The organism is Olivibacter sp. EAT-5 (genome assembly GCF_044784325.1).
Lineage (GTDB): Bacteria > Bacteroidota > Bacteroidia > Sphingobacteriales > Sphingobacteriaceae > Olivibacter > Olivibacter oleidegradans.
In genome coordinates, this window is the sequence record NZ_CP173028.1 from 1355618 (window position 1) to 1367258 (window position 11641).

Annotated in this window: 12 protein-coding genes; 5 read left to right on the top strand and 7 right to left on the bottom strand. The window is 40.4% G+C overall.

The features are described from left to right. The first annotated feature begins 9 nt into the window (after window positions 1-9). The 5 genes from ACH11B_RS05520 to ACH11B_RS05540 all read left to right on the top strand — a co-directional run bounded on the left by ACH11B_RS05520 (window position 10) and on the right by ACH11B_RS05540 (window position 5294). Complete coding sequence (locus ACH11B_RS05520; protein WP_377609930.1) at window positions 10-807, top strand: biotin--[acetyl-CoA-carboxylase] ligase; 798 nt, start codon at window positions 10-12, stop codon at window positions 805-807. A 197-nt stretch (window positions 808-1004) separates the two neighbouring features. Next, window positions 1005-1454 carry a protein-disulfide reductase DsbD N-terminal domain-containing protein gene (locus ACH11B_RS05525; protein WP_013664358.1) on the top strand — a complete coding sequence of 150 codons (450 nt, stop codon included), beginning with the start codon at window positions 1005-1007 and terminating at the stop codon, window positions 1452-1454. Between the two features lie 183 nt (window positions 1455-1637). Next, the gene (locus ACH11B_RS05530) at window positions 1638-3254 is read left to right on the top strand and encodes a protein-disulfide reductase DsbD (RefSeq protein ID WP_242627119.1); all 1617 of its coding nucleotides are present in this window, start codon (window positions 1638-1640) and stop codon (window positions 3252-3254) included. A 33-nt stretch (window positions 3255-3287) separates the two neighbouring features. Beyond that, entirely contained in the window at window positions 3288-4262 is a 975-nt protein-coding gene (gene pfkA / locus ACH11B_RS05535) for a 6-phosphofructokinase (protein ID WP_013664360.1), read from the top strand. Window positions 4263-4382: 120 nt separating this feature from the next. Further along, window positions 4383-5294, top strand: a complete 912-nt coding sequence (locus ACH11B_RS05540; protein ID WP_377609933.1) for a LysR substrate-binding domain-containing protein — start codon at window positions 4383-4385, stop codon at window positions 5292-5294. Between the two features lie 9 nt (window positions 5295-5303). On the opposite strand, the gene msrA is transcribed toward ACH11B_RS05540, so the two are convergent. From msrA to ACH11B_RS05575, 7 genes are all read right to left on the bottom strand, one after another. Then, window positions 5304-5975: a peptide-methionine (S)-S-oxide reductase MsrA gene (gene msrA, locus ACH11B_RS05545; RefSeq protein WP_377609935.1), complete on the bottom strand. Its 672-nt coding sequence runs from the start codon at window positions 5973-5975 to the stop codon at window positions 5304-5306. 152 nt (window positions 5976-6127) lie between these two features. Beyond that, entirely contained in the window at window positions 6128-7126 is a 999-nt protein-coding gene (locus ACH11B_RS05550; protein WP_377609938.1) for a zinc-binding dehydrogenase, read from the bottom strand. Window positions 7127-7305: 179 nt separating this feature from the next. Beyond that, the gene (locus ACH11B_RS05555; RefSeq protein WP_013664364.1) at window positions 7306-7917 is read right to left on the bottom strand and encodes a superoxide dismutase; all 612 of its coding nucleotides are present in this window, start codon (window positions 7915-7917) and stop codon (window positions 7306-7308) included. A 179-nt stretch (window positions 7918-8096) separates the two neighbouring features. Continuing rightward, the gene (locus ACH11B_RS05560; RefSeq protein ID WP_377609941.1) at window positions 8097-8567 is read right to left on the bottom strand and encodes a nucleoside deaminase; all 471 of its coding nucleotides are present in this window, start codon (window positions 8565-8567) and stop codon (window positions 8097-8099) included. A gap of 115 nt (window positions 8568-8682) precedes the next feature. Then, the gene (locus ACH11B_RS05565) at window positions 8683-9021 is read right to left on the bottom strand and encodes a tRNA-binding protein (protein WP_013664366.1); all 339 of its coding nucleotides are present in this window, start codon (window positions 9019-9021) and stop codon (window positions 8683-8685) included. A gap of 55 nt (window positions 9022-9076) precedes the next feature. After that, a complete protein-coding gene (locus ACH11B_RS05570) occupies window positions 9077-10324 on the bottom strand; it encodes an ABC transporter permease (RefSeq protein ID WP_013664367.1) in 1248 nt (415 codons plus the stop codon). Window positions 10325-10363: 39 nt separating this feature from the next. After that, a complete protein-coding gene (locus tag ACH11B_RS05575) occupies window positions 10364-11635 on the bottom strand; it encodes a metallophosphoesterase (RefSeq protein ID WP_377609944.1) in 1272 nt (423 codons plus the stop codon). Window positions 11636-11641: the final 6 nt, after the last annotated feature.

Below are 11641 nucleotides of genomic sequence, written 5' to 3' on the forward strand. Positions count from 1 at the left end.
ATTTTAGTTTTGAACAGTTTTTCATTTAATGCCACAAAGACTTTGCAAAGTAACACTTTTTTGGGACTTATTGTTGGAGAAAATATTATTACTCTTCAACGGGTAAATTCAACTAATGATTATCTTAAATCTAACCTGTCAAATTCTACGCCATATACTGAAGGAACTGTAATAATGGCAGTAGAGCAGTATGCAGGAAAGGGACAAGCGGGCAATATTTGGAAAAGTGAACCAGGTAAAAACTTAACTTGTAGTGTTCTATTGAACCCGACCTTCCTTTTACCAAAGGATCAGTTCGATCTCAATATCGCCGTTAGTTTAGCAATTGCGGATACTCTTCAACCGATATTGGGCGAAAATCTGCGTATAAAATGGCCGAACGACCTTTACTACCTAGATAAAAAAATTGGAGGAATTCTTATAGAAAATATACTGCGGGGAAGCAGTTGGAAACATGCCATTATTGGCATAGCGCTAAATGTTAACCAAACTGTTTTTGGTGACAATCAGGCGAGGGCTTCCTCTCTCAAGCTGCTGCTGAATCAGGATTTTGAAATAAAAACCTTACTGCAAAGCCTTTGCCTTCACTTAAGCACTGAATATCAACACCTTAAAGAAAAACATATAATACAGCAAAAAAGTCGTTACAAAAGCCTTCTTTACCGATTAGGGGAGCCTGCCAATTTTCTGGTGCAAGGACAACACAAAAGCGGCACAGTCATTGACGTAAACAAAGAAGGAAAACTTATAGTAGATTTTGACGGCCAGTTGACAGAGCACGCTATTAAAGAAATTGCGTTCATTTGAGGATTCCTGCCAAGTATGCAGAAGAGAAATCACGGAACTGACTAAAGTTGGGGCGAAGAAGACGTAACCAAATTGCATAATCCCCTCCTTTTCTATAAGTTTGCACCGTCCTCGCTCCATAGTTTGCAAGGCCGACTATTCACACATAAGTTAAACCTTTTTGACCAACAGCGTCTAAAAAGACAAATTGTATTAAAATGAAAAAATTAAGTGCATTTTTAGCCATTTTGATTTTCAGCACCTTAATTGCGTCCGCACAGATTAAAACGCCGGTAAAATGGGCCTATGCTGCTAAAAAGATTAATAAAACGGAGGCTGTGCTTCTAATAAAAGCTACCATCGATAAAGGTTGGCATATTTACTCTCAAAACATCAAACCCGGTGGCCCGGTGCCCACCAGTTTTACTTTCACAAAATCAACAGATTACACCCCTGTTGGAAAAACCAGTGAACCGAAGGGGATAAGCCACTTCGAGAAGGTGTTTGACATGGATGTTGTATACTTTGAAAACGAGGTTGTCTTTCAACAAAAAATCAAACTCAATAAAGCCGCAACCTCTGTTAAAGGGACCATTGAATTTATGGTGTGCAACGATCGGGAATGTTTACCTCCCGATGAAGTGAATTTCAATATTCCAATAAAATAGGGAAAGTGGCTTAAGCCGCTTTCCTTCATCCCATCTTAACCTAACCGTACTTTATTTACAATAAGGAGACCTGAAAATTGGCACCCTCTCAGGAATAATTACTAATTTCACGCCTTCAAACTAAAACTGATGTATAGAAAATTCATTATAATTACATTAGCTAGTATTTTCTTAAGCTTTTTTATGAACGAAGCCTCTGCGCTTACGTTACAAACCGACACCATTTCTTTGGATGATATCGAATTTACTGATATAACAGAAGATACAAGCGTCAATACCGATACAGTCCAAGCAGCTACTCCTACTAAAGGTTTGCCTGCTCAACCGGTAATTTCAACAGATACTGCGAATAGCGTTTCACTTTGGCAAATATTCATTAATGGCTTGCTTTTTGGTTTTGCCGCTATTTTAATGCCTTGTATATTCCCAATGCTTCCTTTAACCGTTAGCTTTTTTACGAAGAGAGCCGGGTCTAAGTCAAAAGCGATAGGACAAGCTATTCTATACGGCTTATCTATTATAGTTATTTATGTTGGCTTGGGAATGCTTGTCACCATTTTTTTTGGATCAGACGCCTTAAATGCACTTTCTACCAATGGTATTTTTAATTTCTTGTTTTTCTTATTGTTAGTGGTATTTGCTGCGTCTTTTTTAGGTGCTTTCGAAATTACCCTTCCCAGCTCATTTGTTAACAAAGTAGACGCTAAATCGGATCAAGGAGGCCTTATTGGCATCTTCTTTATGGCTTTTAGCCTCGCTTTAGTTTCTTTCTCTTGCACGGGCCCACTAATTGGAACTTTGTTAGTAGATGCAGCCTCCAAGGGCGAACGTTTAGGACCTGCCATTGGGATGTTTGGCTTTTCTTTGGCACTTGCTATCCCCTTTGCGCTGTTCGCTTTGTTTCCATCCTTGTTGAAATCCTTACCGAAATCCGGAGGTTGGTTAAATAGCGTAAAAGTGGTATTAGGATTCCTCGAATTAGCCTTTGCTCTTAAATTTTTATCGAATGTGGATTTGGCATACCATTGGAATTGGCTGGATAGAGAAGTATTTTTAGCTCTTTGGATCGTAATATTTGGTTTAATGGGGCTATACCTACTAGGAAAAATCAAATTTGCACACGACAGTGAGGTTCCACATTTATCGGTTCTGCGTACATTTTTTGCCATTGTGGTGCTATCCTTTGTCGTATATCTGATTCCGGGTATGTGGGGCGCCCCATTAAAGTCAGTCAGCGCATTCTTGCCGCCAAGTGCTACTCAAGATTTTGACTTAAGCACCGGTATATCGGCTTCGTCTCATACTACCACAAACTCCGGTCCTAAAAAATATGCAGAGATCTTTCATGAACGTGGAACTCCGAAAGGATTTGATCCCTATTATGATTATGAACAAGCCTTGGAGGTTTCTAAACAAACAAACAAGCCTGTCTTAATTGATTTCACTGGTTGGAACTGCGTGAATTGTCGTAAAATGGAAGCAAATGTTTGGACGGATCCCCGCGTAAAAAACCTCTTAAATAACGAATTTATTATGGCAGAATTGTTTGTCGACGATAAGACTACGCTGCCGCAAAACGAACAATACATCTCGACTTACAGCAAAAAAAAGATCAATACCATCGGAAAAAAATGGAGCGATTTCCAGGCATCCAAATTCAACAGCAATTCGCAACCTTTATATGTTATTGTAGACAGCAATGGTAATGTATTGGTTCCTCCGCAAGGAGCGAATTATGATCCCCAAAATTACATCGACTTTCTTGAATCAGGTATTAAAGCCTATAAAGAAAGGCTATAGCGTCCGTAATAATCAAATCAGCTATACATTAATATGAGCACAATCAAAAATATTGCAGTATTTACTTCAGGTGGAGATTCGCCGGGCATGAACGCAGCTATACGTGCTGTTGTACGCACGAGTTTGCATTATAATCTAAATGTATTCGGTATTCAGCGGGGTTATGATGGTATGGTAAATGGAGATATCTTTCCGATGGATGCTAAATCTGTAGCCAATATCATTCAACGAGGCGGAACTATTTTAAAGACCGCACGTAGCAAAGAATTTCGAACCGTAGAAGGACGTCAACAGGCTTATGAACAAATCAGGAAATTCCAAATCGACGGATTAGTCGCTATTGGTGGAGATGGAACGTTCACGGGAGCAGCAAAATTTATTGAGGAACACGACATCCCGGTAATGGGGCTTCCAGGCACTATTGACAATGATTTAGCAGGAACCGATTTCACCATCGGTTATGATACGGCCATCAATACCGTTATCAGTGCAGTTGACAAAATCCGAGATACAGCGGAGTCGCACGATCGCCTATTTATTATTGAGGTAATGGGCCGTGATTCCGGACTTATTGCGCTTCGTAGTGGCATAGGAACAGGGGCAGAGGCCATTTTAATTCCGGAAAGCGCAACAAATTCAAAAGCTTTATTGGAAAAGTTGGCTCATGGCCGAAAAGATAAATCTTCGAAAATTGTATTAGTGGCCGAGGGTGACGAAGAAGGTGGCGCCTTCGCTATAGCCGAACTGGTGAAGAAACATTTTCCAAATTATGATACCAGAGTTTCCATTTTGGGTCACATACAACGTGGAGGTAGCCCAACTTGTATGGATCGAGTACTGGCAAGCCGTCTAGGCGTTGCTGCCGTGGAAGCGCTACTAGCTGGACGTAAAGGTGAAATGGCGGGCGTTATCAATGGTGACATTGCATTTACTCCATTCAATAAGGCTATCAAGCATATAGACTCCCTTACACCTAGCTTGCTTAAAATTGTGGATATCTTATCTTAATTTTATTTTCAAAACGATGTAAAAAGAGGCTAGGCTGGTTTTGGTCTAGCGCTCTTTCCAATTATAAACAAGTTTTATCGGGATTAATCCCAACAATTATCAAGACATCTACATTGTTTTATGGAATGTGATTTCAGAATAAAAGTGTTTTTCACTGCCGCTACGCAATTGAATTTTACAAAAACGGCTTCGGAGCTTTTTATATCACAACCTGCTGTTAGTAAAAATATCCAGGAATTGGAACAACAAATCGGCCAATCTCTTTTCGAACGAAGTGGCAACAAGCTTAAACTAACTGCCGCAGGCTCCATTCTATACAAACATGCTCGTCTTATTATTGAGCAATATAATAAAGCTACGTACGAAATCGATAAGTTAAAGGGAGAAACATCGGGAAAATTAAAATTAGGTGCCAGCACCACTATTTCGCACTACATCATTCCCCTCATATTAGCGAATTTTCATCGCAATTACGACGGTATACATATTGAAGTGGCACACGGCAATACACAACAAGTGGAAGATTGGCTCGATAAAAAAAACATTGATCTCGGAATTATCGAGGGGTTAACGCAAAATAAATCAATGAAATACACACCTCTCTTTAAAGACGAAATTGTTTTAGTTACACGTGCAGAAAATCCGCTTGCTTTGCATGATACATTGGCATTTAGGGATCTTTCACGGCTTGACTTTATCATGCGCGAGAATGGTTCAGGAACAAATGACGTGATCGCTAAACATTTAAAAGAAAAAGGTGTAGATCTACAGGACTTGCAGATAAACGTTAATTTAGCGAGTACCGAAAGTATTAAACAATTTCTTTTGCACAGTAATAGCTTTGCCTTTTTGTCTATTCATGCCATCACTCGCGAATTGCATGAAAAACATTTAAAAATTATTGAAATAGAAGATTTCACCATAGAGCGCAATTTCTTTTTCATCCATCCCCATGGACCGCTATCCGGCCTTCCCGAATTGTTTATGCGTTTTGCAAAGCAACAAGAGCAGTTTTTTATTCATGCCACCTAATACAATGGATTATTTTATTCCTTCACTATTGTTTTTCAGTTTTTTCTTAAAAACCTTTTCAAATTTTTCCAATTTCGGTGCTATTACAAATTGACAGTACCCTTCGCTCCGATTCAAATTAAAATAATTTTGATGGTAGTCCTCGGCTATATAAAAAGCACCGTATGGTTTTACCTCTGTGACGATAGGTTTGTTGTAGGCATGTTCTTCATCTAATCTTTTGATATAATACAATGCCTTCTCTTTCTGTTGCGGATTATGATAAAAGATGGCTGATCGATATTGCGTTCCCACATCATTTCCCTGTCTATTTAGTTGTGTTGGGTCATGGGCCACAAAAAATGCCTCGATCAACTCATCAAAGCTGATTACTTTCGGGTCGAAAATAATATTCACGGCCTCTGCATGGCCTGTATTACCCGTGCAAACTTCTTTGTAAGAGGGGTTCTTAACATATCCACCCGTATAACCGGAGACAACTGTATCAACGCCATTAAGCTGTTGAAACTGCGCCTCTACGCACCAAAAACACCCCGCGGCAAAAGTCGCCGTATCTAAAAGACCGGCATTTGCTGAAGGTGTAACTACCTTATTCTTCTCTTGCTTTTGTTGGGGTTCTCCCGCGCAAGAGAGAAACACGTTCATCAACAAAGCACTTATAACCATTCCTATTGTTTTCATCCTATTATTTCTTTTTAATGGTTAATGAGAGCTCGAGTAAATAACCGAAGCGACCGCGAGGCTCATTGACACCTAAAAATGTAAATGCTTGTCAATAATAATTGCCCTTTGTGTCTATTATTATTTACATCTCGGTTTCATCTTTCTATTACCTAATCCACTCTTAGTATCAGTTTACCAAATTGTTCCGAACGATCCATCTTCCTCACAGCTTCTTCGGCATGCGCTAAAGGAAAAATTGAGTCAATAACAGGCTTTACCTGATGCTTATTTACAAATGCCAACATATCATGAAAATCTTTAGGGGAACCCATCGTACTACCCAATATACTCAGTTGTTTCCAAAATATTTTTCTCGCATTGAGTTCAGGTAAATTGCCTGATGCCGTAGCACCGTAGAAAACAATTCTACCACCTGGTTTCGCAAGCTCGATATAATTATTAAAGCCCTCTCCTATAGCGCTGTCTACTATAACATCAAAACCATCGCTAGGGTGTATTTTATTTGCCCAGTTTTTATCGGTATACAATGCGCCAGCCTTCGCTCCTAGGTCTAGCGCCTTCCTTATTTTTTCCCGCTTGCTTGATGTTACATATACTTCTGCACCCGCAAGAACGGCCCACTGCAAAGCAAAGCTTGCTACCCCGCCTCCAACACCCGCTAGGAGTAGTCGTTCCCCTCTCTTCAGATGCGCTCTACTGAATAAGACTCGCCAAGCGGTTAACCCGGCCAAGGGTATTGCAGCAGCTTCCTCAAAAGTAAGGTGAGCTGGGATAATATGTAAATTTTGGAGTGGCACGCTTACGTATTCTGCAAAGGTACCGTCCTTTGGAAGTCCGAGAATATGAAATGTGGTCGACTGTGCGGCTTCGCTTTCGCCCCAATTTAATGAGGGATTGATAAGCACTTCCTTTCCGATCCACTCCTTTTCCGATTCGCTCCCCACCTCTGCTACGACTCCTGCACCATCGGAACCTAAAATAATGGGGAATTTCAAACCGGCGTACTGTCCCTTTTGTATCCAATAATCTCGCCTATTAAGTGCCGCAGCTTTAAGCTTTACGAGTACTTCATTCGCTTTTAGTTTAGGCTTACTTACATTCTTTATCGTTAAGGGTAAGTTAATTCCGTCCAGAACTATCGCTTTCATTTATTTGTGTTTTATGTTGGCGATGCCATTCATCGCTGTCAGGCAGATGTGACCACAACTTTGTGCAACCATGAATCCGAAGCACTGTGCCGATCTTTCACGATTAAAAAAAGCAGTGCTGCCTAGGCAAACACTGCTTCTTCGCATGTTTTTAAATCTTTGAAAATCCAAATGAGCCATTATTTTTTGGCATTGGCGTAACGCTCGCCAACTGATTTCCAGCAGATAACATTAAAAATTGCCTCTAAGTAAGCAGGGCGTTTGTTTTGATATTTCAAATAATAGGCATGTTCCCAAACATCAATACCTAAGATTGGTGTTCCCTTAACTTCTGCAACGTCCATCAATGGACTGTCCTGATTTGGTGTCGACGTTACCTGCAACTTTCCGGAGGCATCTACAACCAACCACGACCAGCCGGAACCGAATCGCGTTGCTCCGGCATCCTGAAGTTTTTTCTTTAATTCGTCAAAAGAACCAAATGTTTCATCAATAGCGGTAGCCAACTCACCACTCGGAGTAGTTTGCGCATCAGGCGACAATATGGTCCAAAATAAGGAGTGATTATAGTGCCCCCCGCCGTTGTTTCGAACCGCAGCAGGATATTTTGAAATATTCTTTATGATTTCTTCAATAGAAAGCGATTCCGCATCAGTTCCGGCAATTGCTTTATTTAAATTATCAACATATGCCTGGTGATGTTTTCCATGGTGAATTTCCATGGTTTCTTTATCAATATGTGGTTCTAATGCATCGGATGCGTATGGTAACGCAGGAAGTGAAAAAGCCATAATTTTATGTTTTTTAATTTTCTGATTGTTGTACACAAATATAACGATATATGCTCCGAATTGTTCTTATGAATTAAGTTTTTATAAGGAGATGACAATTAGCAATTGGCTGTAAGCGGTAAGCAATAAGCACCTTTCCAATAGCCTAAAGCCTATAGCCTACCGCCTAAAACCTTGAACTATCGTCTTTTCAACTGAAAAAATCGTTGCATTAATTCCCGACACGTCTCTTCCATAATACCACTTACTACCGTAGTTTTCGGATGGACAATATCTTTTGAAATAGTAGCGTATCCTCTCTTTTCATCCCGTGCGCCAAAAACGATTCGCTTAATCTGAGACCAATAGGATGCTCCCGCGCACATAACGCAAGGTTCTATTGTAACATAGAGGGTGCAATCTTTTAAATATTTACCACCAATGTAATTCGCAGCGGCTGTGAAGGCCTGCATTTCTGCATGAGCAGTTACATCATTCAGTGTTTCTGTTAAGTTATGCCCCCGCGCTATAATTTTACCATCATGTACAATGACGGCTCCAATAGGAACCTCGTCTGCATCAAAAGCTTTCTGGGCTTCGCGCAAAGCTTCCTTCATAAAGAATTCGTCCGATACGGTATCGCTTGTATCTTCAAAATTTATATATTTCATTTATCTTCTCTTTCGACCGCAGGTTTTAAGCTAGACTGTCGGCCAGCCACTATCCGTTGATTAATTCACTACTAACAAATTCAAGATTCCGTGTTACAAGGCTATTATTAAAGCCTCACATCAGTTTGGCACCATTTGGTACCCTTGATGCAACAGTGGATAAAACAATATCTCCATTTTCGTCAGCAAATCCGGTAACTAAACATTCAGATATAAAGTTGGCGATCTGCTTTTTGGGAAAGTTTACAACACCAATAATTTGCCTGCCGGGCAATTCTTCTTTTGTATAATGTTTAGTGATTTGCGCGCTGCTTTTTCGAATGCCTATTTCGGACCCAAAATCAATGGTTAACTTATAAGCCGGCTTTCGAGCTTTCGGAAAGTCTTCCGCTGTTACAATCGTACCTACACGTAGTTCTACTTTTTCAAAATCATGCCAATTTATCTCTTCCATGAGATAAACATAGATAAACTTGCTTTTTTTCACAAGTTTTTTTAATTCTCGGCACTTATTCGTAGCGTAACGCCTCGATCGGGTCTAGTTTTGATGCCTTAGAAGCCGGATAAAAACCCGAGATCATACCGACGCCCACGCAGACAACAATCCCCATTATTATCCATTTCCATGGCACGACAAAACTCGTTCCTACAACCACCGCCACGATATTACCAATTAAAATACCGAGCAATATACCGCCTATCCCTCCAAGTAAACAGATTACTATCGCTTCCGTTAAGAATTGCATTCGTATCACTTTTGGTGTCGCGCCGATTGCCTTTCGAACTCCGATTTCCCGCGTACGCTCGGTTACGGAAACAAGCATAATATTCATTAAGCCAATGGAAGCACCTATTAATGTAATAATGCCGATCACAAAAGCCCCTACGGCGACATAGGTAAGACTACTAACCAGTATTTGGGCAACAGCATCGCTTTTGGTGATCTCAAAATTATTTTCCTGTGTAACTGCCAATCCACGAATATTTCTAAATAAAGCGGTTGCTTCCCCAATTGTTGGGTCTATTCCCTGCGCGTTGCTACTCATTACCGTAATAGTATAAGAAGGCATTTCCCCCTGCACTACAGCTCGCGCACGCAACAAGGGGATGATACAGGTCTTATCAGCCCCCATGCCGGCACTGGATCCTTTGTCTTCCAACACGCCTATAATTAAATATTTTGCATTACCGATAACCAGCATTTTGTTCAAGGGGTCTTGCCCCTCTTTAAACAAACGTTTTTTTATTTCACTCCCGATAATCACCACATTGGATCCGGTTTCCAACTCGCGCTGGGTAAAGTTTCGACCGCTTTCCAATTTATACCCCCCGGTTTGCAAATAATGATCATCACCTCCCAATATGGATATGTTTGGATTTGACTGTTCGCTCCCGTACTTTACAACCGCAAAATTGGAAGCATAGGCGCTAATGGAAACAATGGCACCATAATCGAATTTCTTTTGGAAGGCCAAGGCTTCACGATAGGATATTTTTTTGAAAACTTTAGGTCTTGTACCGCTGCCTCCGATTTGTACGTTGATTCCTCTATTCCTAATATTAAAGGAATTGGCTCCCATTGCTGAGAACGAATCTTTTAATGAGTTTTGAATAGCATCAATGGAGGTAAGAATGCCTACCAGGGCGGTGATACCGATTGCTATGATCAAAGCGGTCAAAAAAGTACGCAATTTATTGCTAGCAATGGACTCCAACGAAAGCCGGATATTTTCTCGATAGGGCATCTTTACTGACATAATCTCAAACGATTTGCTATTAAGACATGCAAATAAGGATTATGTTACAGCCGGAGACTCACTTACTAGTTCAAAAATGGTGATTTCAGGCAAAATGCCAACGCGACCAGGATAACCTAAAAAACCATACCCCACATTAACGTACAGTTGTTGGTTACCATCTGTATAAAGTCCCGCCCATTCTTTATAAACGTATTTTGCAGGGCTCCACTGATAATGATCTCCTCGAATACCAAATTGCATACCGTGTGTGTGGCCGGCAAACATGACATCGATATCCTTATTATTTAATACTTGAGCTCGCCAATGGGACGGATCGTGCGATAATAAAAGTTTTACAGGCAGGTCTTCCGTACCTTTTTTTGCTAAATCAATTCGTCCATACTTAGGGAATCTGCCGGTTCCCCAATTTTCCACTCCTAATATACCAATCTCTTCATTATCAACACGCAATTTTCTATGTTCATTCAAAAGTAAATCCCACCCCATAATCCTATGGATGTCCTTCACCTGCTGTAAGTTTTTACGTTTCTCGGGGCTATCCTCCTTCCCATAGAAATAATCTCCATAATCGTGGTTCCCCAATGTCGAATAAACGCCCAAAGGTGCCTTCACTTTACTAAATAAGTCCTGATAATTGCGCATTTCATCGGCCTTATTATTAACTAAATCGCCGGTAAAAAAAATGACATCCGGTTTTTCGGCAAGTAGCATATCAATGCCTCCCTGAACGGCCGTTTTATTATAAAAGCTTCCTGAATGGATATCCGATATTTGCCCAATCGTTAATCCGTGAAAGGCTTTAGGCAAATTCGGCAAATAAAGTTTCTGTCGTCTCACCCTATAATCATAGCCTCCCACAGCAATTCCCCAACTCAAGGTGGCAAAGGGCACAGCAGCAACAACAATACCAGCTCTAGTTAGGAATTGTGATCGACTAATACGATCAGCATTAGTTGAAACGGTTTCCGCAGAAAGCTTCGTCGCTTCCGATTCACCTTTTCTGCCAAATATCTTTCTTGTCATCCACACGCCGCCTCTCCTAAAATCATCTACAAGCAAGACTAGTACATAAAAAATCTTACTGGTAAAGGTCAAGAAAAAAGCAACCAATATAATGGATCGAACAATCAAAGGAAGGCTGAAGTATAAGCTCGCCAGAACACCAATGAACAAAGCGATACTATATCCCCACCAAACAGCTTTAAAAAAACGTGCTTTAGCCCATCGAATGGTGCTTTTTTGAAGTGCATAATAAATATAAAAATCAATTAAAAGCAGTATAAAGGCATTAATAACGATCAGTCTCATATTTAA

Excerpts from the sequence above, each read along its gene's own strand:
- ACH11B_RS05525 (WP_013664358.1), top strand. The coding sequence starts at position 1,005 with ATGAAAAAATTAAGTGCATTTTTAGCCATTTTGATTTTCAGCACCTTA.
- ACH11B_RS05530 (WP_242627119.1), top strand. The coding sequence starts at position 1,638 with ATGAACGAAGCCTCTGCGCTTACGTTACAAACCGACACCATTTCTTTG.
- pfkA (WP_013664360.1), top strand. The coding sequence starts at position 3,288 with ATGAGCACAATCAAAAATATTGCAGTATTTACTTCAGGTGGAGATTCG.
- ACH11B_RS05540 (WP_377609933.1), top strand. The coding sequence starts at position 4,383 with ATGGAATGTGATTTCAGAATAAAAGTGTTTTTCACTGCCGCTACGCAA.
- msrA (WP_377609935.1), bottom strand. The coding sequence starts at position 5,975 with ATGAAAACAATAGGAATGGTTATAAGTGCTTTGTTGATGAACGTGTTT.
- ACH11B_RS05550 (WP_377609938.1), bottom strand. The coding sequence starts at position 7,126 with ATGAAAGCGATAGTTCTGGACGGAATTAACTTACCCTTAACGATAAAG.
- ACH11B_RS05555 (WP_013664364.1), bottom strand. The coding sequence starts at position 7,917 with ATGGCTTTTTCACTTCCTGCGTTACCATACGCATCCGATGCATTAGAA.
- ACH11B_RS05560 (WP_377609941.1), bottom strand. The coding sequence starts at position 8,567 with ATGAAATATATAAATTTTGAAGATACAAGCGATACCGTATCGGACGAA.
- ACH11B_RS05565 (WP_013664366.1), bottom strand. The coding sequence starts at position 9,021 with ATGGAAGAGATAAATTGGCATGATTTTGAAAAAGTAGAACTACGTGTA.
- ACH11B_RS05570 (WP_013664367.1), bottom strand. The coding sequence starts at position 10,324 with ATGTCAGTAAAGATGCCCTATCGAGAAAATATCCGGCTTTCGTTGGAG.
- ACH11B_RS05575 (WP_377609944.1), bottom strand. The coding sequence starts at position 11,635 with ATGAGACTGATCGTTATTAATGCCTTTATACTGCTTTTAATTGATTTT.